The organism is Roseburia sp. 1XD42-69, assembly GCF_003612565.1.
Taxonomy (GTDB): domain Bacteria; phylum Bacillota; class Clostridia; order Lachnospirales; family Lachnospiraceae; genus Roseburia_B.
On the sequence record NZ_RAZG01000026.1, the window covers coordinates 23,065 to 45,661 of the forward strand.

Sequence of the window (22,597 nt, forward strand, 5' to 3'; positions counted from 1 at the left end):
TTTATGAATTCTAATGCATTTAATAAGTTTAGAAGTGTCTTCGCCCATGTATTATTGGTTATCTTGTCCTTTATGTGTTTGTTTTTCTTTTATATATTGTTTATTAACGCCACCCGTTCCCATGCAGATTTGCAGAAAGGGTTTTCCGCACTGCCGGGGAAATATTTCCTGACAAACTTTATGAATGTGGCAAATGACGGAACCTTTCCCATGATTCGGGGAATTTTAAACAGCCTGATTGTCTCCGGCTGTTCCGCAGCAATCTGTACCTATTTTTCTTCCCTGACGGCTTATGGGCTGTATGCTTACGATTTTAAACTGAAAAAGGCGGCGTTTACCTTTATCATGGCAATTCTTGTTATGCCTACCCAGGTGACGGCAATGGGATTTTTAAGGTTAATTACCAAGATGGGGATGTATGATTCCCTGCTCCCACTGATTATCCCGGCCATTGCATCGCCTTCCGTGTTCTATTTTATGTACAGCTACCTCCAGTCCTCCCTTCCTCTTTCTTTGGTGGAAGCTGCCAGGATTGACGGCTCCGGGGAATTTATGACCTTTAACCGGATTGTAATTCCCATTATGAAACCTGCCATTGCGGTACAGGCAATTTTCACTTTTGTGGGTTCCTGGAACAATTACTTCGTTCCTGCACTGGTGATTCAGTCCAAGGATAAGATGACGGTGCCCATTTTGATTGCAACCCTTCGGGGTGCTGATTTTATGAGTTTTGACAGCGCTAAGATTTACATGATGATTTTTGTGGCCATTGTGCCTATCATTATTGTGTACCTGTTCCTTTCTAAATACATTATAGCCGGGATAACGCTTGGCGGTGTGAAAGAATAGGTTTTCATATTTTTTCCTGACATGCAGGAGGCGGAGAAATCTGCCTCCTGTGTGTTTTTTATGTCATTTCCCCCCTCGTTGGTTACATTTCTATTTAAAATCCGGGCAGGATACATTATAATAGTAATCAGGAAGCGGGGATTTTTTATGCGGATTGCAGTCTGTGACGACGAGAGGGAGCTGGCGGAGGATATATGCGCCAGGATAAAAAAAATAGACAGGGTTTGCAGGGTTTTCTGTTATACGGAAGGGATTTCACTTTTGCAGGACGGCTGTTTTGACCTGGTTTTTTTAGATATTGGCATGGAACCCATAAACGGCATGGAAGTGGCCAAAAGGCTTCGGGAGATAAACCAGAAGGTTCTGATTGTATTTATCACGGCGTTAAAGGAGTATGTGTTTGACTCCTTTGAGGTGGGGGCCTTTTGGTATCTTTTAAAACCCGTTTCAGAAGATAAGTTAAAAGATGTTTTATTCCGGGCAAAAAAACAGTGGGAACAGCAGAACGGCTCCGGGGAACGACAGATTTTTATTCAGACAAAAAGTAAAAATTATGTGCTAAGTGTCAATGATATTTTGTATCTGGAAAATCAGAAGCGTAAGATTCTCATCCATACAAAGGAGGAGTTAATCACCTTTAACGCTGTCATGTCAAAGGTAGAGGAGTCTTTGGGGGAGGGGTTTTACCGCTGCCACAGGGGATATCTTGTAAACCTGGCTTACGTGGCGGAATATGACGGGGAGACGATTCGGCTGGCAAATAAAGAAACTATCTATTTGGCAAAAAACAAGTACCAGGATTTTGTCATGACCTATATGCGCTATCTTCGGAACGGAGGTGTGACATTTGTCTGATTGGTATCCCATGGCCATACAATTTGTGAGCTGTGTTTTGGAGGGATACTGCCTATATCTTTTGTGCAGGAATTTCCTGTCCCCCAAAATCGGGGAGGGGGGGGGCCGGGAGGCTTTGGCCGGGCTTTTCTGGTTTTTCCTGCGCATGGCGGGAAGTTATGTGGAATGCGGGATAAACGGTATGGCTCTGGCGTTAAAGTCTCTTTTTTACTGGGGATTTCTGTTTCTGTTCTGCATCCTGTATTATCAGGGAAAGGCTGCCTATAAACTTTTTACGGCGGCAATGTTTCTCTCCCTTCGGGAGATGGCCTTTTTCGCAGCCTACAGCCTTATGGGTGTTGGCACATGGTGTACGGACATGCTGGTGCATGTCTTTGAAAAGGGATGGGTAGGAGAGGGGGAGTTTTTAACGGCGGTAAATGGCGTTGCCAATGTGTCTCTCTTTTGTGAGTGTTTGATAGACGGGTTTTTGCTCTATTTCGGCATTCTTTTTCTCTTAAAGATTATGCCTGGAGGATGTGGGAAAAAAGAAGGACGGGAACTGCTTTTTTGTATGCTTCCTGCAGAGGCCAGCCTGTTGGTGGGATTTATTTTAAGGATGCTGATGTTTTTTACGGAGGAGGGGGAGCCAAGGATTTTATATCAGAAGTACCCCATTCTCTATGGGATTGTTCCGGTGGTCTCCCTGATGCTTTACGCATCTGTTCTGTTTAACACTTGGCTTTACCAGAAGGTTTGTGAGAAAAAGGAGCAGGATAAGGAACAGGAGATTCTGCGAAACCAGATTACCCAAATGCAGGGGGCCATGGAGGAGATGGAGCGGCTCTATGACGGCATCCGGGGGGTCAGGCATGATATGAAAAACCAGATGCTGGCCTTAAAGGGAATTCTCCATACATCCGGTGACAGGGAGGAGGAGCTTAGGGGCTTTCTCTCAGATATGTACCGCTCGGTGGAACAGTTGGACTACGGGCTTCACACGGGAAATTCCGTGTGCGACGTGGTGATTGGAAGCAAGTTTGCCTATGCAAAAAAGCATGTTCCCCCGGTGCGTTTAAATGCAGATAATTTTCTTGTGGAAAGTTCCTGGGGAGTGCGGGCATATGATTTGGGCATTATGCTAAACAACGGGCTGGACAATGCAATCGAAGCCATAGAAAGGATGCGGAAATCCTGGCCAGAAAAAGAGGCTTATATTACGGTAAAATCCTATGTCAGGTCCGGCATGGTTTTTATAGAAATGGAAAACAGTTTTTCCGGGAGCCTGCAGTTTGAGGGTGGAAATCCCCTTCCCCTGTCGTCAAAGGATGGGGAGGGCCATGGAATGGGGCTTCGCAATATCCGAAACTGCGCCGGAAAATATGGCGGGGCAGTGGACTGTATTGTGCAGGGAGAAAAATTTATATTATCGATTATGATAGGAGGAAGGCAAATGCGTAGCATTTTTAGGACGCCTTCCGACGATTTGCCGCCGAAGCGAAAGTGAGGGGGCGTTACATTATAAAAAGGAGGAAGGCAAATGCGTAGCATTTTTAGGACGCCTTCCGACGATTTAGAGCCATAAGGAATCCTCCCGCAAACGGGTTCCTCCTTGTGGCAAATGCCGCCGAAGCGAAAGTGAGGGGGCGTTACATTATAAAAAGGAGGTAAGAAAAATGGATAACGTATTTATGAACGGTCTTGTGACGGGAATTTCCTCTATGCTGGAGCAAAACAGCAAGGTAAACGGGCAGTCAAATAATCAGACAAATTCCCAGGCAAATAACGGGCAGGATTTTGCAAAAGTTCTGGGACAGGCCATTGCAGGGGCATTGGGCACAAATGCCAAGAGCGCTTACACGAATCCGCTTTACAGCGGCCTTTACGGGAATACTTTGTATGGCAACAGCCTTTATGGCGGATTGTTTGGGAACAGTTTGTATGGGGGCGGCTTATATGGAAGCAGCCTTTTGGGGACGCCCTATGGCAATTATGCACTGATGAGCGGGCTGTATTCCGCAAACAGCGGCAAGGGGGCTTCCTCTTCCAGGACTTCGGAGGTATCCGGCGTTTCCGGCTCCACGAATATAGAACAGATTAAGCAGATGCAAAGAAACAGGGTGCAGGCAAGGCTTGTGAATAGTTCTGCGGCGGATGCCTATAAGAAGCATATGGCGATGATGGGATAATAGGCAGGGCAAAGGAATAAATTTCCATAGCAAGAAAATAGCGCAGCTTTTAGCTAAATTTAGCTAAATTTACTTAAAAAGTTGAGAACTTTTCCATAGTATTGTAAAATGAGAAAAAATTTACAGTATTTGGAAAAAGGAGGATGCTATGGGATTTCGGGATGATTTTGTCTGGGGAGCAGCCACAAGTTCTTATCAGATTGAAGGTGCATACAAAGAGGACGTGGCCCTTATGAAGGAGATGGGGTTAAAGGCCTATCGTTTTCCATTAACTGGGCCAGGATTTTTCCAGAGGGAACCGGGAGAATAAACCAGGCGGGAGTGGAGTTTTACAACCGTCTGATAGACGAACTTTTGCAGGGGGGAATTGAGCCTTACGTTACATTATACCACTGGGAGCTTCCCTATGAGCTGTACAAAAGAGGGGGATGGATGAACCCGGACATTGTGGAGTGGTTTGGGGAGTATGCAAAAACTGCGGCGGAACTTTTCAGCGACAGGGTAAAATATTTCTTTACGGTGAATGAGCCCCAGTGTTTTATCGGTCTTGGATTTTTGCACCAGGATCATGCGCCGGGATTAAAAGCGCCCTATAAAGACACCTTTTTAATGGCCCACAATGTGATGAAAGCCCACGGAAGGGCGGTACAAGAGCTTCGGGAATATGGAAAGCAAAAACTTGTCATTGGTATGCACCCACCGCAGGGGTAAGCTATCCAAAAACGGAAAATCCGGAGGATGTGGCTGCGGCAAGGGAGATGTTTTTTGCCATGAACGAGCTGTCTGACTGGACATGGAACGTGGCATGGTGGTCAGACCCGGTTCTTTTGGGGCATTACCCAGAGGAAGGGTTAGAATGTTTTGAACCCTATCTCCCCAAAATTACAGAGGAGGATATGAAACTTATCTCAGAGCCTATTGATATCTACGGGCAAAATATATATAATGGAAAATGCGTGGAACGTGGGGAGGACGGAAAACCCAAGGTGGTAAAGCGTTATCCCGGATTCCCAAGGACGGCAATCGGCTGGCCGGTAACGCCGGAGTGTCTCTACTGGGGGCCGAAGTTTTTGTATGAAAGATACGAAAAGCCCATTTATATCACGGAAAACGGCATGTCCTGCCATGACGTGATATCTCTTGACGGCAAAGTCCACGATCCCAACCGTATTGATTTCCTTTCCCGGTACTTAGGCCAGTTAAAGCGGGCGGCACAGGAGATTGACGTGAGGGGTTATTTCCAGTGGTCCCTGACAGATAACTTTGAGTGGAGCCGGGGATATGGCGAGCGCTTTGGCCTTGTATATGTGGATTACCGGAACCAAGAGAGGATTTGGAAGGATTCTGCTTACTGGTATCGGGATGTGATTCGCACAAACGGAGCTGAATTGTAACATAAAAAAGTAGGAAGGAAGAACAAAAATGCCATTTATTGATTCTAAAATCACGGTGTCTGTATCGCCGGAAAAAAGGGAGAGCATAAAATCCCAGTTTGGAGAGGCGGTGGGTATTTTCCACAAGCCGGAAAGCTACCTCATGGTAGGATTCGAGGATAATTATGATTTGTATATGGGAGGGGCCAAAGTAGAAAAAGGCGCTTACGTGTCCGTAAACCTGTATGGTAATGCATCTTCCGATGCCTGCAATGAAATGACAGGAAAGATTTGCAGCATATTTGAAAAAGAACTTGGAATACCAGGGGATAAAGTATATATCTCTTATCAGGGATATAAAGATTGGGGATGGAACGGGAGGAACTTTTAAAAAGAATAAAACCGTTTTCGGCAGGATATCAATGCCGGAAGCGGTTTTTTCTTGTAATCAGAGAAAAACCTGTTTATAATGTAATCAGTATTTTTAGACGGAGAAGGGGATTAAGATGAAAAAGTTTTTCATATTTGGACTTTTGGCTGCCATTCTCCTGTGGGGATGCGGCTATAAAGATGAGGCGGCGGAAAAAAAACCTCTTGTCAGGGCAGAAGCGGTGGATACCGGCACAGTGCTCATTACGGTGGGATTTATTCAGACGGGAAAAGAATCTGACTGGCGGGATGCAAATACCAACGATTTTCTGCAGACTTTTACCAGGGAAAAGGGATATAACCTTATATACATTGACGGGAATTCAGATCCGGAAAGACAGGTGAAAGCAGCCTATGATCTGATTGCCCAAAATGTGGATTATATCATTATAGACCCTATTGTGGAGGATGGCTGGGAAGATGTTTTTATGGAGGCAAAGGAGAAGGGAATCCCTGTGATTGTCTCCGACAGACAGGTAAATGTGAATGCCTCCCACTATGCCTGCTGGGTGGGCTCTGACTTTTACAAAGAGGGACAGAATGCTGCAAAATGGCTGGAAAAATACCTGGAGGATAAAGGCAGGGAAAAGGAAGAGATAAAAATTGTCCTGCTGGAAGGCACAGATGGGGCTACAGCCACCAGGGGCAGAACGGAAGGTTTGTATTCTGTAATTGACAAACATTCCAACTGGAAAGTGGTGGCAAAGGAGTATGGAAATTTTACCCAGGGGGAAGGGGCCCAGGTCATGGAGGGGATTTTAAATCAGAAAATTGAGTTTGACGTGGTGATAGCGGAAAATGACAATATGATGTTTGGAGCCATGAATGCCATGGAACAGCAGGGGATTGCATATGGTGTGGGCACAGATGTCATCACCATATCCTTCGATGCGCTGCAGGAGGCCCTGGCAAAAGTGATAAAGGGGGAACTTATGGTTACGGTAGAGTGCAATCCATTGATTGCGGGGCTCACGGAGAAGGCTATTTTGGACTTGGAAAAGGGTAAGAGGATTGAGAAAGTGCATTTTGTGAAGGAGACGGTTTTTACCCAGGAAAATACGGTTCTCCATTTGATGGAACGGAAGTATTAAGGAGAGTAAATGAAAAAGTCGTTGAGAAACAGAGTCATAGTGCTGATTTTGGTATTTGCGCTTTTGCTGGACATTTTGTGTATCACCATGAATTACCGGAATTTTGTACAGGCAAATGAACAGTTCAGCTATTCCACTGCAAGGACTGTCACGGAAACCTGCAACCTGATTATTGACAAGGACAAGTTAGATGTCTACATGGAGACAGGAAAGAGAGACAGCAGGTATTATGAAATCTGGAATAAATTAATAGATTACCGGAATACCAACAGTGATATTATCGGGCTCTCCCTGGTGTGGTTTGATAAAGAGGGATGTCATTACATTTTTGACACAGATTTGACATTAGAGGGGGCTTTTTTAAAAGACAGGAGGGAGTATGACGGTGAACAGAAAAAATATATGGATTCCCTGATTCGCGGTGAGGAGATTGACTTTATCAACTATCCAAACTATATGGCGGTATATCAGCCGATTCTCTCCTCCTTTAATCTGCCCATTGGATATGTGATTGTGGAGATTTCCACGTTGAAGGCAAAGGAAAAGCAGAGGGCTTATCTCTTTGAAATGGTATGCGTTCTTACCCTTTTAACAGTAGTGCTTATGGTGATTTTGCTTCTTGTGTTAAACCGTATGGTGATAAGGCCTATCAATCAGTTGTCGGAGGCTGTTTTTAACTATGTGAGTTCCATACATGAAAATGGGGAAAAATCTACCTTAGAGCAGCTTTCCATACAAACGGGGGATGAGATTGAACGGCTCTTTATAGCCATAAAAAAGATGGAGACAGACCTTTTGACCTCCTCGGACAATCTGGCAGTTGCCCAGTGGAACAGCCATCATGACAGTATGACCCAGCTTTTTAACAAGCGGTATTTTTATGAGTATATGGAAGGCTATGCCAAGGGAAAACCCGTGGGAGTTTTCTACTTTGACGTGGATAATTTAAAAAAGATGAACGATACTTACGGCCATGAGGCAGGGGATGAGGTTATCTGCAAAACGGCGGAGTTTGTAAAGAGATATACTCCTGGAGAGGGAGGCGGTTTTCGCATGGGGGGAGATGAATTTGTCATGGTAATTCCCGGAATGGAAAAGAGAGCTTTTTATGCCCTTGCAGATAAGATGAAACTTGACGGGGAAAGGGTGCTTACGCCTGCCGATTACACGGTGCAGTGCCGCATTGCACTGGGGTATGCCTACTCAGATAAGTGCGGAAGCCTTACGGAAGTGATGAAAACAGCGGATGAAAATATGTACCTGGACAAAACCAGCCACAGATAAAAATAGACATGGGTTTTGGCTGTGGGAAGGGCGATCAATAACGGGGGGAAAATGGAAAATAGCAGGATAAAAGTATTTCTGGTGGAGGATGAGATTGTCATCCGGGAGGGAATCAAAAGAAATATTAACTGGGGGAAGGAGGGATTTGATTTTGCCGGGGAGGCCAGCGACGGGGAATTGGCATACCCTTTAATTCAGAGCACGAAGCCGGACATTCTGATTACAGATATTAAAATGCCCTTTATGGACGGGCTGGAGTTGAGCCGTCTGGTGAAAAAGGAGCTGCCGGACATTAAGATTCTTGTGCTCAGCGGTTACAATGAATTTGAATATGCCAAAGAGGCAATTAATATCGGAATTACGGAATATCTGGTAAAGCCCATCAGCGGGGCAAAGCTCTTAGAGGCAGTGAAAAAGGTGGCAAAAACCATTTTGGAAGAAAGGCAGCAGAGACAATTTCTCCTGGCTTACCAAAAAGAGCAAAAAGAGAGTGAACAGCTTGCCAGGCAGAGTTTATTCGGAAGGCTTGTGTCGGGAAAATACCCGGTTTCCACACTTCTTGGGGAGGGCCGGGAAATTGGTATGGAGCTGGCGGCTACCCGGTATAATATTATTTTGTTCCAGGTTTTTACCGGGGTGGATGCGGAAAATTATTCCGATGAGTTAAATCGTCTTTCCGGAAAAATACAGGAGATGTCGGAAAATACCCAGGGAGTGATTATGGTGGATCGTGGAGTGGAGGGCTTTGCCTTTCTCTTAAAGGGTGCGGAGGATTCGGATATGGATGAACTTCTTTCGGGTTTTTCAGATAAGTTAAAGGGGATTTTAAAAGAGTATCCGAATATGGAGTATTTTGGAGGGGTAGGAGTTACCGTAGAGCGCTTAAGTGAACTGAATTTGTGTTTTGAGAGGGCAAGCCACGCCTACGCCTACCGTTATCTGTGGGAGAGGAACCAGATTGTCACAGGGGAGGACAAGAAAGAAGTAAAGATGGTGGATGAAGAGCTGAACCTTAAGGCTCTAAATGTGAAAGATTTAGAGCGGAAGGCGGTGGAGCGTTTTCTTGCCACCGGGCTTTTGGGGGAGGCGTCGGATTTTGTGGAGGAATATTTTCACAGCCTGGGGGAGCAGAATATCCAGTCCATGCTGTTCCGCCAGTATATCACCATGGATGCCTATATTGCCGCCGCCTCTGCGGTGGAAAAACTGGGGTATGATTCCACGGTAATGGTGGAGGAGTGCGGAGACTTTAAATCTATGGCGGACGTGTTCGTTACCACGGAGCAGACAGCCTCCTATCTGAAACATGTGCTCTCCACAGCCATACGTCTGAGGGATGCGGTTTCCCAGAAAAAATATGCACAGCTTTTGGAGGATGCCAAGGAATATATCAGGGAGAATTTCTGCAATGAAGAAATTTCCTTAAATACCGTGGCGGCCAGTGTGAATTTAAGCCCCAATCATTTCAGCACTATTTTCAGCCAGGAGGTGGGAAAAACCTTTGTGGAGTATCTCACATTGGTACGGATGGAAAAAGCGAAGGAGCTTTTGCGAAACTCCACCATGAAAACGTCGGATATCGCTTTTGAGGTAGGCTACCGGGACGCCCATTATTTCAGTTACATCTTTAAAAAGACCCAGGAGTGCACGCCCAGGGAGTACAGGGCAAAGTCAAGTACCCCGCAGTAAATTTTCAGGATAAAGATAGGAGTGAGGCGTCATGAAAACACAGACTTCAATGAAAAACCGGCTGTATCTGCTCCTGGGGGTGTGCCTGATTCCCCTGACCTGTATTATTGTGTACCTTCTGGTACTTGTGAACAGCTTTTCCCAGCGATACGATGCCATTGTGGCAAATATCACAAAAGCCAATACCTACAATATAGTATTTAAAGAAGATATGGATTACCTTATGTACATAATTGTGGTAAATGCAGACCGGGCGGAGGAACTGGTGGATATTGAAAAGCCTCAGATTATGATTGACGAGGCCAGGGATGCTTTTCTGGAACTATACGACAGTGCGGATTCCGACCGTGTGAAAAAGAGTTTAAAAAGCATAATAAAGAGCCTTAACATTTTAGAGGACCGGGTGGCGGAGATTGAGGAGGACGCTTTAGTCAGCGGCTCCTATGATGTAAACATGGAAAGGCTTGATTTAAATGTGCGGGTATTAACGGATTTGATTCAGGAACAGATTCAGGAATATATCTATTTTCAGGCCATTAACTTAGAGAAGCTCCGCCTTGGAATCCGCAGGGATGTGGTTCATGCAATCCTTGTGCTAAGCCTGGGCATGGGGGGGATATTCCTCATTGCTTTTACAGTAAGCGGAAAGATTATCCGCAGTATCACAAAGCCCATCCAAAAACTTTGCGTGGTGGCAAAACAGGCAGGACAGGGAAATTTTTCCGTGCGGATGGATGAGACGGGCACCTATGAACTTGCAGTGTTAAATGACAGCTTTAACCGAATGGTGCAGGAGCTTGACAAGCTGGTGGAAGATATCCGTGTGGAGCAGTTAAACTTAAGGGCTGCGGAGTTAAAGCTTTTGCAGGAGCAGATTAACCCCCACTTTTTATACAACACCTTAGACACCATTATGTGGCTGGCGGAGTCAAAGGATACGGAACAGGTGGTGAAGATGGTGTCCTCCCTGTCCGATTTTTTCCGCACCACACTTAGCAAGGGAAAAGATTTTATCACGGTGGAGGAGGAAAAAAAGCATATTAAGAGCTATCTGGAAATCCAGCAGTTCCGCTATCGGGATATTTTGGAGTATGAGATATGTTTTTCGGAGGAAATCTACCAGTATGAGATGTTAAAGCTGACCCTGCAGCCTTTGGTGGAGAACGCCTTGTACCACGGAATTAAAAACAAGCGTGGCCTTGGGCATATAAAGGTAACAGGAGAGAAAGAGGGGGAAAACCTCATATTTAAAGTGAGGGATAACGGAATCGGCATGACGGAGGAGAGAAGCAGGCAGGTGCAGCAGCTCATCCGGGGAGAGAAGCTTTCAGATAAGGAGTCCTCAGGCTTCGGCCTCTTTAACATTAATGAGAGAATACGCCTCCACTATGGCATGGAGTACGGCCTGACGTTAAAGAGTACATACCGGGAGGGGACAGAATTTCAGGTGAAAATACCCTGCGTAAAAAAATGAACTTTTTTCGGAAAATATTATACTTTGTTCATGGTTTGTTCAAAATTTGATAAAAAATTGTACCAAAATCCAAGATAATTCTGTTTCACTTATGGGATAGAAAAGATATAATGTTTTCATCAGCTAAGGGGTGCCTTAGAAAAAATATTATAAGATGTGGAGGATTTTTGTATGAAAAGAAAAATTGTTAGCGTATTAATGTGTGCAACTATGACAGCAGCTCTGTTCGCAGGATGCGGCGGCGGTGGAGATACTCAGGCAAGCGGCGATGCAGCTAAGACAGACGATGCAGCAAATGATGCAGCAGATGACGGGGCAAGTGAAGCAGCAGGGGATGACGCAGCAGCAGATGACGGGGCAAGTGAAGCAGCAGGGGATGACGCAGCAGCAGGCGGCAGCGACGGCGGCACAATCACCATCGGTTTTGCACAGGTTGGCCACGAGTCAGACTGGCGTACAGCATCTACAAAATCCTGTCAGGATGTGTTCTCTGCTGAAAACGGATATGATTTGCAGTTTGTAGATTGTGACAATGATTCTGCAGCACAGATTGAGGCAGTTCGTGGATTTATCCAGCAGGCAGTAGATTACATCATCATCGACCCGATCGTATCCACAGGATGGGATACCGTACTTACCGAGTGTGAGGACGCAGGAATTCCTGTAATCATTATCGACCGTACCATTGATGATTCTGATAAATATGTTTCATGGGTAGGTTCCAACTTTAAGACAGAAGGTCTTGCAGCAGGTGAGTGGTTAAAAGCTTATGCAGAGAATAAAGGCATCAGCGAGATTAACGCACTGGTTATCGAAGGAAGCACAGGAGCATCCGCTACCATCGGACGTACCGAAGGATTTAAAGAGATTGCAGACGCAAACGGATGGACCATCGTAGATTCCCAGTCCGGTGACTTTACAGAGGCAGGCGGACAGGAAGTTATGGAGAGCTACATCAAATCCTATGAAGGAAAGTTTAACGTAGTTATCTGCCAGAACGATAACGAGGCATTCGGCGCTATGACAGCTATGAAAAATGCTGGTATCGAGTACGGCGTAGGCAAAGACGTTATCTTAGTATCCTTTGACGCTTGTACCGCTGGTCTTGAGAAAGTTATGAGCGGCGACATCAATGCAGACTTTGAGTGTAACCCTCTGGCAGCTCCGGACGTAGAAAAAGTTATCAAACAGTTACAGGCTGGCGAGACACCGGAAAAAGAAGTTTACATGACAGAGCACTGGTATGTAAATGAGGATGTCCTTTCTTCCATCACAGTAAACGGCGAGGAGCAGGCACTTACTGTTGTAACACAGGAAATTATTGACGCTCAGTACTAATTAGAATATGTGGGAGCTCCACAGACGGAATAAGTTTGAGTGATTTCGAGGAGGAGGCTTTAAGTCTCCTCCTCTTTAATGGAAAGGATGGTATTATGGAAAATAATGTAGTACTGACCATGAGGGGGATTTCCATGACATTTCCAGGGGTGAAAGCTCTTGACAATGTGGATTTTACATTGCGGAAAGGTGAAATCCATGCGCTGATGGGGGAGAATGGTGCCGGAAAGTCAACGCTTATCAAGTGCCTTACCGGTATCAATGCTTTCGAGGCGGGGGAGATTCATGTGGACGGCATAAACGGGCCTGTGGTAAACCATTCCACTTTAGACGCCCAGAAAAAAGGAATTTCCACTGTGTATCAGGAAGTAAACCTCTGCGGTAATTTAAGCGTTGCGGAAAATCTGTTTATCGGCAGGGAGCCCAGAACAAAAATCGGAACCATTGACTGGAAAGCTATGGTGAAACGTTCCCAGAAAATTATGGCGGATCTTGATATGCCTGTGGATGTAAACCAGAATTTAGAGGAGTATTCCCTAGCGCTGCAGCAGATGATTGCCATTGCAAGGGCCGTGGATATGGACTGTAAAGTCCTGATTTTAGATGAGCCCACTTCCTCTCTGGACGACAACGAAGTGGAGAAACTCTTTAAGTTAATGAGGCAGCTTCGGGATAAGGGAGTGGGAATCATATTTGTTACCCATTTCTTAGAGCAGGTGTACGCTGTGTGCGACAGAATCACTGTTTTGAGAAACGGTACGCTGGTAGGGGAGTATCCCATTGCAGATCTTCCCAGGGTAAAACTGGTAGCGGCTATGATGGGTAAAGATTTTGACGATTTGGCAGCCATTAAGACAGATGAAACTACAGATTTTTCCCATGCGGAAGTATTAATTGAAGCCAAGGGATTAAGCCATAAGGGAACCATTAAGCCCTTTGACCTTACCATCCACAAAGGGGAGGTTGTGGGCCTCACAGGACTTTTAGGCTCCGGGCGAAGCGAACTGGCAAGGGTTATCTACGGTGCGGACAGAAACCAGACAGGAACCCTGAAAGTGAACGGAAAAGAAGTAAATATCAAAGCGCCCATTGACGCTATGAATCTTGGCATGGGCCTTTTGCCGGACGACAGAAAAGCGGAGGGTATTATCGGCGATTTGTCGGTGCGGGAGAACATTATCCTGGCCCTCCAGGCAAAACGGGGAATGTTTAAGCTGATTCCCATGCGGGAGCAGATTGCCCTGGCGGATAAATACATAGAGATGCTACAGGTGAAAACGGCAAGCCGTGAGACTTTGATTAAACAGCTCTCCGGAGGTAACCAGCAGAAGGTTATTTTGGGCAGATGGCTTGCCACAGACCCGGATTTCTTAATTTTAGATGAGCCCACCCGTGGTATTGACGTGGGAACAAAGACAGAGATTCAGAAGCTGGTGTTAAAGCTGGCGAAAGAGGGCAAGAGCCTTATCTTTATCTCCTCGGAGATTGAGGAAATGCTTCGTACCTGCTCTAAGATGGGCGTATTAAGAGACGGGGCGAAAGTGGGAGAGATTACGGAAAATCTTACCCAGGAGACAGTGATGAATGCAATCGCAGGAGGTGGTTCAAATGAGTAAAGTGAAGAAATTAACAGGGATGCCTTTGTTCCTTCCGGTGTTTTGTATGCTTCTTGTGATGCTGGTAAACGTTATCTTTGATGCGGCAAATGGGAATTTCCCCTTTAACTTTTTTACCATTTCCGTGAGAAACGGAGTGCTCTATGGCCGTCTCATAGATATTTTAAACAGGGGAAGTGAGATTGCCATATTGGCCATCGGAATGACTCTTGTGGTATCCTCCTCCGCAGGGACGGACATTTCCGTTGGTTCCGTTATGTCCCTGGCAGCGTCTTTCTGCTGTATGCTTTTGGCAGGTTACGGTGTGGCTTCCACCAGTGAACTTGCGATGCCTTTAATCGTGGGTGTGTTAGGCGGTATCTTAATGGGATGTGTCTGCGGCGCTTTTAACGGATTTTTGGTGGCCTACTTAAATGTGCAGCCTATGGTGGCCACGCTGATACTGTTTTCGGCTGCAAGGGCTATCGGACTTCTTCTCTGCAACAACTTAATCGTGTATGTGAGAAACGATTCCTTCGGATTCTTCGGAAGTTTCCTTGGGCCGATTCCCACACCTATTGTTGTGGCGGCTTTATGTATCCTTGTGGTATCTCTTCTCCTGCGCTACACGGCATTGGGACTTTACATCCAGAGCGTTGGTATTAATAAAAAGGCATCAAGGATTGCAGGATTAAATTCCGCAAAAATTATTTTCCTCTGCTATATCGTCTGTGGCCTCTGTGCAGGAATTGCAGGAATCGTAGCTTCCTCCAGAATTACTTCCGCAGACTCCAACAATATCGGATTAAACTTTGAGCTGGATGCCATTTTGGCAGTGGCTCTTGGAGGAAACAGTTTAGGGGGCGGTAAATTCCGGCTGGCAGGCTCCATTATCGGAGCTTACACCATCCAGGCAATTACCACCACATTATATGCATTGGGCGTGTCTACAGAGCAGGCTCCGGTGTATAAGGCTATCGTAGTAATTATTATCGTAACGATCCAGGCTCCTCCTTTCAAGGCGTTTATGAAACGTATGTCTGCGAAGAGAGAATTGGCAAAAGGAGGTGCGGCAGCATGAAAACAAAGAAAATAAACAGCAATACCCTTCTTTTGATTATTACCATCGCCCTGTTTTTTGTTATGTATCTGGCGGGCTGTGTGGTATACAGCGCTAAGGGTTTTACCCATTTACAGACATTTTTAAATATTTTAATTAACAATGCAGGGCTTTTGTGTGTGACATGCGGCATGACCTGCGTTATGCTTACAGGGGGAATTGATATCTCTGTTGGTTCTCTCATCGCCTTAGACTGTATGTTTCTGGCCGTGGGAATGGAACGTTGGGGAATGAGCGCACCTCTATTGTGCGTGCTGGTGCTTGTTATCGGCATTGTATTTGGAATTGTCCAGGGATTCTGCGTGGGATATCTGCAGATTCAGCCCTTTATCGTAACTATGGCGGGGATGTTCTTCGGAAGGGGTATGACGGCGATTATCTCCACAGACCAGGTGTCCATCAGCAGCAATGAGTGGTTTGTGAACCTGGCAAATACCCGGATTTTCCTTCCCTTTGGGGCTTACACCAACAATAAAGGGGTACTCCAGGTTCCCTACATTCGTATTACCGTTGTGGTGGCTTTGATTGTGCTTGTGGCAATCTTTCTTATGCTCCGGTATACAAAATTCGGGCGGAGCCTTTACGCAGTGGGAGGCAATGAGCAGTCCGCAGTTATGATGGGACTTAATGTGCCCATGACAAAGTTAAAAGCTTACGTCTTATCCTCTTTCCTCTGCTCTATCGGCGGTATCTGTTTCTGTTTAAATACCATGTCCGGCAATGTGCAGCAGGCGACAGGGCTTGAGATGGACGCTATTGCTTCTTCCGTTATCGGCGGTACGCTCCTTACAGGAGGTGTGGGAAATGTTATTGGCTCCTTCTTCGGTGTATTGATTAACGGTACGATTTCCACTTTGGTTAAGACCAACGGAAAGCTCCTTAGCTCCTGGTCAAATATTGCGGTGGCAGCACTCCTTTGTTTCTTTATCGTGCTGCAGAGTATATTTGCAAATATAAAAGCAAAGAAATAATAAAAAGATTTTTCTTAAGGGACTGTGGTTCACAGTCCCTTGTCTGGCAGGAGGAAGGGATTATATGGGGAAAAGAATATGTTTATTGGGATGTGTTTTTCTCCTGCTGTCAGGCTGCGGCAGGGAGCAGGAACTTGAGAATCCTGCGTTTTTAGACACTACGGAGGAAAGTGAAAACCTGATAGTAGTGGGCCTTGCCCAGGTGGGTTCCGAGTCCGACTGGCGTCTGGCAAACACCCAATCTTATAAAGAGACGTTTACAGAGGAAAACGGATATTACCTGCTCTTTGAGGACGGGCAGCAAAAGCAGGAAAACCAGGTGAAGGCAGTGCGTAACTTTATTCTCCAGGAAGTGGATTATATTGTGCTTGACCCCATTGTGGAAACCGGGTGGGATGCAGTGCTTAAAGAGGCGAAGGATGCGGGGATTCCCGTGATTCTCTCCGACAGGTCTGTGCAGGTGGAGGATTCCGAACTCTATACCTGCTGGGTGGGCAGTGATTTTAAGGCGGAGGGGGAGAAGGCCGGAATGTGGCTTTTGGATTATCTTAAGGAAAAGGATCGCTTGGAGGAAGAAATCCAAATTGTCACACTTCAGGGAACCCTTGGCTCCACAGCTCAGATCGGGCGGACAGAGGGATTTAACAGGGTTTTGGGAGACCAGGAAAACTGGGTGATGTTAGAGCAGCAGTCGGGAGAATTTACTCAGGCAAAAGCGAAGGAAGTGATGGAATACTTCTTGAGAACATACCCGGATATTGATGTGGTAGTATGTGAGAATGACAATATGGCATTTGGAGCCATGGATGCCATGAGAGAGGCCGGAAAAAGTTTCGGGAAAAAGGGAGACATTATCGTTATCGCCTTTGACGCCACGGAGGCGGCTTTAGAAGCTGTGGAACGGGGGGAAATCCATGTGGATTTTGAATGTAACCCTCTGCTTGGCCCGGTGGTGGATAAAACCATAAAAAAGCTGGAATTGGGCCAGAAAGTGGATAAAATCCAATACGTGGAGGAGACATATTTTGATTAAGTTAAAGTATTTTCAGTTGACGGAGGATTTGAAAGGGCAGATATTGTCAGGACAGATTCTGCCCGGAGAAAAAATACCTTCCGAGAATACCTTGGCAAAGGAGTATGGCGTCAGCAGGCAGACCGTTCGGAAAGCCATTGCGATTCTACAGAGCCAGGGATATGTGTATGCCCAGCACGGCAGAGGCACTTTTTGTTCAGAACTTGCGCGGCACATCCACAGTTCCAGAAATATTGCAGTGGTGACGACCTATCTCTCCGACTATATCTTTCCCAGGGTGATACAGGGAATCGACGAGGTGCTTACCGGGGAAGGATACAGTATCATTTTAAAAAATACAAGGAATTCCAGGAGCAGGGAGGCCAGATGTTTGGAGGAACTTTTGCAGAAGGATATCGACGGCATGATTATCGAACCCAGCAAGAGCCAGATATACTGCAGCCATACTGCGCTGTACCGGAAACTGGAGGAGTACCGGATCCCCTATGTGTTTATCCAGGGATGTTTTGAGCAGATGAGGGACAAGCCCGCAGTTTTAATGGATGACTGTAAGGGGGGATATCTTATTACCAAATATCTTTTAGAGCTTGGGCATAAACATATTGTAGGGGTGTTTAAGGCAGATGATTCCCAGGGACAGCACAGGCATAAAGGGTATGTGAAAGCCTTGCAGGAGGCGGGGGTTTCCTACGACCCGGACAGGGTGGTGTGGTTTTACACCGAGGACCGGTCTATGCATCCCTATGAGAGGATTTGTCAGATGGCGGTGCAGGGGGAGCAGATGGACGGGGTTGTATGTTATAACGACCAGATTGCCTTAAAAGTCATCCATGCCTTAGAGGAGTGCGGGAAAAAGGTGCCGGGGGATGTGTCTGTCACAGGATATGACAATTCTTATATGGCAAATGCCGGGGGAATTACCCTCACCACCATCACCCATCCCAAGGAGAAATTAGGGGAGATGGCGGCAGGGCTGCTTCTTTCCCTGATTCAGGAAAAAGAAATTTCCGGTGAGGGGAGGCGTGTGGTGATTGAGCCGGAACTTGTCATTGGAAATTCCTGTAAGGACAGGAGAGGATAAAAAGAAAATTTTTATAAAATATAAAAAAACAACTTGTTAAGACATGTGTACAAGTTGTACTATTGAAGTATCAAGTAAGGCAGTAAAGAGATGCAGGAGGGTAAAAAATGTTACAGACAAAAAATTACAAGTTTTGGTTTTGTACCGGTTCACAGGATTTGTACGGAGATGAGTGTTTGGCAAAGGTGGCACAGCACTCCAAACAGATTGTTGATGAGTTAAATAAGACAGGAATTCTGCCATATGAGCTGGTATGGAAACCAACACTCATTACAAATGAGTTAATCCGTAAAACGTTCAACGAGGCAAATGCAGACGAAGAGTGTGCCGGAGTTATCACATGGATGCATACATTTTCCCCTGCAAAATCCTGGATTTTAGGATTACAGGAGTACAGAAAGCCTCTGATGCATTTCCATACCCAGTTTAACGAGGAAATTCCCTATGATTCCATTGATATGGATTTTATGAATGAGAATCAGTCCGCACACGGGGACAGAGAGTACGGTCACATCGTAAGCCGTATGAGAATCGAGAGGAAAGTGGTAGTGGGACACTGGTCTGACTCTGTGGTAGTGGGAAAAATAGCTTCCTGGATGCGCACGGCGGTAGGTATTATGGAGAGCAGCCATATCCGGGTAATGCGTGTGGCTGACAACATGAGAAATGTGGCAGTTACCGAGGGGGATAAGGTTGAGGCACAGATTAAGTTTGGCTGGGAAGTGGACGCTTATCCGATAAACGAAATCGCAGAATCCGTGGCAGCCGTATCTGCTTCTGATACCAATGCGCTGGTGGATGAGTACTACGACAAGTATGAGATTCTCTTAGAGGGCAGAGACCCGGAGGAATTTAAGAAACATGTGGCAGTACAGGCACAGATTGAACTTGGTTTTGAGCGCTTCCTGGAGGAGAAAAATTACCAGGCAATCGTAACCCACTTTGGAGATCTGGGGTCATTAAAACAGCTTCCCGGACTGGCAATCCAGAGACTTATGGAGAAAGGCTACGGTTTTGGAGCAGAGGGCGACTGGAAAGTGGCGGCTATGGTACGCCTGATGAAGATTATGACAGCGGGAATGAAAGATGCAAAGGGAACTTCTATGCTGGAGGATTATACATATAATCTTGTAAAAGGAAAAGAGGGGATTTTACAGGCGCATATGCTGGAAATCTGCCCCACCATCGCAGAAGGCCCCATAAGCATTAAGTGCCAGCCATTGTCCATGGGTGACAGAGAAGACCCGGCAAGGCTTGTATTTACCTCTAAAGAGGGCAGGGGTATCGCTACATCCTTAATCGACCTTGGCAACCGTTTCCGTCTTATTATCAATGACGTGGACTGTAAGAAGAATGAAAAAGCTATGCCCAAACTTCCTGTGGCAACCAATTTCTGGACGCCCCAGCCTGACATGTACACCGGGGCAGAGGCGTGGATTCTGGCAGGAGGGGCACATCATACCGCATTCTCCTACGACATTACTGCAGACCAGATGGGCGACTGGGCAAATGCGATGGGCATTGAGGCTGTTTACATTGACAAGGATACCACAATCCGGGGCTTCAAGAGAGATTTGATGCTGGGGGAAGTATTTTACAGGTAGGATTTCTCTGCTTAAATTTTTACGGTAATTTAGTGAAAAAAGTAGGGTAGGAAAGCAAATTTGAAATGTTGTATAATATTTAAGGCGGGTGTGTGATATTATTTACGCACACCACAAAAATAAAACAAAATAAAGGAGAGTAAACAATGAAATTTTTTGTAGACACAGCGAATGTAGATGATATCAGAAAAGCAAACGACATGGGAGTTATCTGCGGAGTTACCACAAATCCTTCTCTCATTGCAAAAGAGGGCAGGGATTTTAACGAGGTTATCAAAGAGATTACCTCTATTGTGGACGGGCCAATCAGCGGTGAGGTTAAGGCTACCACCGTGGACGCTGAGGGTATGATTAAAGAGGGACGTGAGATTGCAGCGATTCATCCCAATATGGTTGTAAAGATTCCCATGACAGTAGAGGGGTTAAAGGCTGTAAAAGTTCTCTCTGCAGAGGGTATTAAGACAAATGTGACGCTTATCTTTACTGCAAACCAGGCACTTCTTGCTGCAAAGGCAGGGGCAAGCTTTGTTTCTCCTTTCTTAGGAAGGCTTGATGATATTTCCCAGACCGGGGTTGATTTAATTCGTGTGATTGCAGAAATCTTTAATATTTATGATTTGGACACAGAGATTATCGCTGCAAGCGTGAGAAATCCCATCCATGTGACAGACTGCGCACTGGCAGGAGCTGATATTGCCACGGTTCCCTACAGCGTCATTGAGCAGATGACAAAACATCCCCTGACAGACCAGGGTATTGTGAAATTCCAGGCTGACTACAAAGCTGTATTTGGAGAATAAACCATTAGAATCAAAAGGAGAACGCCATGAATAAATTAGAGCTTCAAAAGACTGCTGTAGAAGTCCGCAAGGGCATTATAAACGGTGTCCACAGTGCAAAGGCAGGACATCCCGGCGGATCTTTATCTGCAACAGAGATTTTTACATACCTGTATTTTGAGGAGATGAATATTGACCCTAAAAATCCCAAGATGGAGGGCCGGGACCGCTTTGTATTATCCAAAGGGCACACGGCTCCGGGGCTTTACTCTACACTGGCAAACAGAGGATATTTTCCTGTGGAAGATTTACTGACACTGCGCCACACAGGTTCTTACTTACAGGGACATCCGGATATGAAGCATATCCCCGGAGTTGACATGTCAAGCGGCTCTTTAGGACAGGGACTTTCCACTGCAGTGGGAATGGCATTGGCTGGAAAGCTTGACAACAAGGATTACCGGGTGTACGCCCTCTGCGGTGACGGTGAGATTGAGGAGGGCCAGATTTGGGAGGCAGCTATGTTTGCAGGCCATAGAAAACTGGATAACCTGGTGGTGATTGTGGACAACAACAATCTCCAGATTGACGGCCCCATCGACCAGGTATGTTCCCCGTATCCTATCGATAAAAAATTTGAAGCCTTCAATTTCCATGTGATTAATGTAAACGGAAATGACTTTGACGAACTGGACAAGGCTTTTAAAGAGGCAAAAGCTACAAAGGGTATGCCTACCTGTATTGTGGCCCACACCTTAAAGGGAAAAGATGTTTCCTTCATGGAGAACTCTGTGGACTGGCATGGAAAAGCACCAAATGATGCAGAGTACGAAATTGCGATGAATGACTTAAAGAAAGTAGGTGACGCATTATGCCAGTAATCGAGAATATAAATGAACTGCCAAAAGTGGCGACAAGGGAAAGTTACGGTAACGCATTAGTGGAACTAGGAAAAGAGCATGAGGATGTCCTGGTTTTGGATGCGGATCTTGCAGCAGCTACAAAGACTGGAACGTTTAAAAAGGTATTTCCTGAGAGACATATTGACTGCGGGATTGCAGAGGCAAATATGACAGGGATTGCTGCAGGTCTTTCCACCTGCGGAAAAGTGCCTTTTATCAGCACATTTGCCATGTTTGCAGCAGGGCGTTCCTATGAACAGGTGAGAAACTCCATCGGATATCCCCACTTAAATGTAAAAATCGGGGCAACCCATGCAGGCATCTCCGTGGGGGAGGACGGCGCCAGCCACCAGTGTAATGAGGATATGGCTTTGATGCGTGAAATTCCTGGAATGGTAGTGATTAACCCCAGTGATGACGTGGAGGCAAAGGCAGCAGTAAAGGCTGCATACCAGCATGAAGGCCCTGTATACCTCCGCTTTGGAAGACTGGCTGTTCCGGTTATCAATGACAGGCCGGATTATAAGTTTGAAATCGGCAAGGGTGTGACCTTAAAAGAAGGTAAAGATATCACAATTTTTGCCACAGGGCTTTGTGTGTCAGAGGCATGCCTTGCAGCAGATATGCTGGAAAAAGACGGCATTGACGCAGAGGTGATTAATATCCATACAATTAAACCTTTGGACGAGGAGCTTGTGGTGGCTTCTGCATCTAAGACCAAGAGAGTTTTCACTGTGGAAGAGCACTCCATCGTGGGGGGCTTAGGCGCAGCAGTGGCAGAGGTTCTGGGAGAAAAATGTCCTACAAAGATGACACGTCTTGGGGTGAAGGATGTGTTTGGGGAGTCCGGACCGGCAAAAGAACTTTTGCATAAATATGAACTGGACGCAGAGGGAATCTATAAAAATATTAAGAGCAGTTTATAAAATCAATGGTCCGGGCAATGCCCGGACCTTAAGGAG

General features: G+C 45.9%; 22 protein-coding genes. All 22 read left to right on the forward strand.

The window, feature by feature from the left end; genetic code table 11:
* The first annotated feature begins 3 nt into the window (after nt 1-3).
* The 22 genes from D7Y06_RS13315 (at nt 4) to D7Y06_RS13410 (ending at nt 22,561) form a co-directional block, all read left to right on the forward strand.
* Nucleotides 4-849, forward strand: coding sequence for a carbohydrate ABC transporter permease (locus tag D7Y06_RS13315; protein WP_120408278.1), 846 nt, complete (start codon nt 4-6; stop codon nt 847-849).
* 147 nt (nt 850-996) lie between these two features.
* Complete coding sequence (locus tag D7Y06_RS13320) at nt 997-1,704, forward strand: LytR/AlgR family response regulator transcription factor (protein WP_120408302.1); 708 nt, start codon at nt 997-999, stop codon at nt 1,702-1,704.
* Nucleotides 1,697-3,190, forward strand: a complete 1,494-nt coding sequence (locus tag D7Y06_RS13325; protein WP_120408279.1) for a sensor histidine kinase — start codon at nt 1,697-1,699, stop codon at nt 3,188-3,190. Before D7Y06_RS13320 ends, D7Y06_RS13325 begins: the two co-directional genes overlap by 8 nt.
* 169 nt (nt 3,191-3,359) lie before the next feature.
* Nucleotides 3,360-3,872 carry a hypothetical protein gene (locus tag D7Y06_RS13330; RefSeq protein ID WP_120408280.1) on the forward strand — a complete coding sequence of 171 codons (513 nt, stop codon included), beginning with the start codon at nt 3,360-3,362 and terminating at the stop codon, nt 3,870-3,872.
* A gap of 148 nt (nt 3,873-4,020) precedes the next feature.
* Nucleotides 4,021-4,182 carry a family 1 glycosylhydrolase gene (locus tag D7Y06_RS27965; protein WP_330566459.1) on the forward strand — a complete coding sequence of 54 codons (162 nt, stop codon included), beginning with the start codon at nt 4,021-4,023 and terminating at the stop codon, nt 4,180-4,182.
* Entirely contained in the window at nt 4,155-4,583 is a 429-nt protein-coding gene (locus tag D7Y06_RS27970) for a family 1 glycosylhydrolase (RefSeq protein ID WP_330566462.1), read from the forward strand. The genes D7Y06_RS27965 and D7Y06_RS27970 overlap by 28 nt, the downstream gene beginning before the upstream one ends.
* Nucleotides 4,584-4,612: 29 nt before the next feature.
* Complete coding sequence (locus tag D7Y06_RS27975) at nt 4,613-5,266, forward strand: glycoside hydrolase family 1 protein (RefSeq protein WP_334295000.1); 654 nt, start codon at nt 4,613-4,615, stop codon at nt 5,264-5,266.
* Between the two features lie 28 nt (nt 5,267-5,294).
* A complete protein-coding gene (locus D7Y06_RS13340) occupies nt 5,295-5,636 on the forward strand; it encodes a phenylpyruvate tautomerase MIF-related protein (protein WP_120408281.1) in 342 nt (113 codons plus the stop codon).
* A 115-nt stretch (nt 5,637-5,751) separates the two neighbouring features.
* Nucleotides 5,752-6,765: an ABC transporter substrate-binding protein gene (locus D7Y06_RS13345; RefSeq protein WP_120408282.1), complete on the forward strand. Its 1,014-nt coding sequence runs from the start codon at nt 5,752-5,754 to the stop codon at nt 6,763-6,765.
* Nucleotides 6,766-6,774: 9 nt separating this feature from the next.
* Nucleotides 6,775-8,049: a GGDEF domain-containing protein gene (locus D7Y06_RS13350; protein ID WP_120408283.1), complete on the forward strand. Its 1,275-nt coding sequence runs from the start codon at nt 6,775-6,777 to the stop codon at nt 8,047-8,049.
* Nucleotides 8,050-8,100: 51 nt separating this feature from the next.
* Nucleotides 8,101-9,738 carry a response regulator gene (locus D7Y06_RS13355; protein ID WP_120408284.1) on the forward strand — a complete coding sequence of 546 codons (1,638 nt, stop codon included), beginning with the start codon at nt 8,101-8,103 and terminating at the stop codon, nt 9,736-9,738.
* Between the two features lie 31 nt (nt 9,739-9,769).
* Nucleotides 9,770-11,212, forward strand: coding sequence for a sensor histidine kinase (locus tag D7Y06_RS13360; RefSeq protein WP_120408285.1), 1,443 nt, complete (start codon nt 9,770-9,772; stop codon nt 11,210-11,212).
* A gap of 171 nt (nt 11,213-11,383) precedes the next feature.
* Nucleotides 11,384-12,550, forward strand: coding sequence for an ABC transporter substrate-binding protein (locus D7Y06_RS13365; protein WP_120408286.1), 1,167 nt, complete (start codon nt 11,384-11,386; stop codon nt 12,548-12,550).
* A gap of 95 nt (nt 12,551-12,645) precedes the next feature.
* The gene (locus D7Y06_RS13370; protein WP_120408287.1) at nt 12,646-14,166 is read left to right on the forward strand and encodes a sugar ABC transporter ATP-binding protein; all 1,521 of its coding nucleotides are present in this window, start codon (nt 12,646-12,648) and stop codon (nt 14,164-14,166) included.
* Complete coding sequence (locus D7Y06_RS13375) at nt 14,159-15,226, forward strand: ABC transporter permease (protein ID WP_120408288.1); 1,068 nt, start codon at nt 14,159-14,161, stop codon at nt 15,224-15,226. The genes D7Y06_RS13370 and D7Y06_RS13375 overlap by 8 nt, the downstream gene beginning before the upstream one ends.
* The gene (locus D7Y06_RS13380) at nt 15,223-16,236 is read left to right on the forward strand and encodes an ABC transporter permease subunit (protein ID WP_120408289.1); all 1,014 of its coding nucleotides are present in this window, start codon (nt 15,223-15,225) and stop codon (nt 16,234-16,236) included. Before D7Y06_RS13375 ends, D7Y06_RS13380 begins: the two co-directional genes overlap by 4 nt.
* A gap of 64 nt (nt 16,237-16,300) precedes the next feature.
* Nucleotides 16,301-17,269, forward strand: coding sequence for an ABC transporter substrate-binding protein (locus D7Y06_RS13385; RefSeq protein WP_120408290.1), 969 nt, complete (start codon nt 16,301-16,303; stop codon nt 17,267-17,269).
* The gene (locus D7Y06_RS13390) at nt 17,262-18,350 is read left to right on the forward strand and encodes a GntR family transcriptional regulator (RefSeq protein ID WP_330566460.1); all 1,089 of its coding nucleotides are present in this window, start codon (nt 17,262-17,264) and stop codon (nt 18,348-18,350) included. The genes D7Y06_RS13385 and D7Y06_RS13390 overlap by 8 nt, the downstream gene beginning before the upstream one ends.
* Nucleotides 18,351-18,457: 107 nt before the next feature.
* The gene (gene araA / locus D7Y06_RS13395; RefSeq protein WP_120408292.1) at nt 18,458-19,954 is read left to right on the forward strand and encodes an L-arabinose isomerase; all 1,497 of its coding nucleotides are present in this window, start codon (nt 18,458-18,460) and stop codon (nt 19,952-19,954) included.
* 146 nt (nt 19,955-20,100) lie between these two features.
* Nucleotides 20,101-20,754 carry a fructose-6-phosphate aldolase gene (gene fsa, locus D7Y06_RS13400; RefSeq protein ID WP_120408293.1) on the forward strand — a complete coding sequence of 218 codons (654 nt, stop codon included), beginning with the start codon at nt 20,101-20,103 and terminating at the stop codon, nt 20,752-20,754.
* A gap of 26 nt (nt 20,755-20,780) precedes the next feature.
* A complete protein-coding gene (locus D7Y06_RS13405) occupies nt 20,781-21,614 on the forward strand; it encodes a transketolase (RefSeq protein ID WP_120408294.1) in 834 nt (277 codons plus the stop codon).
* Entirely contained in the window at nt 21,605-22,561 is a 957-nt protein-coding gene (locus tag D7Y06_RS13410) for a transketolase family protein (RefSeq protein ID WP_330566461.1), read from the forward strand. Before D7Y06_RS13405 ends, D7Y06_RS13410 begins: the two co-directional genes overlap by 10 nt.
* The last annotated feature ends 36 nt before the right edge of the window (nt 22,562-22,597 follow it).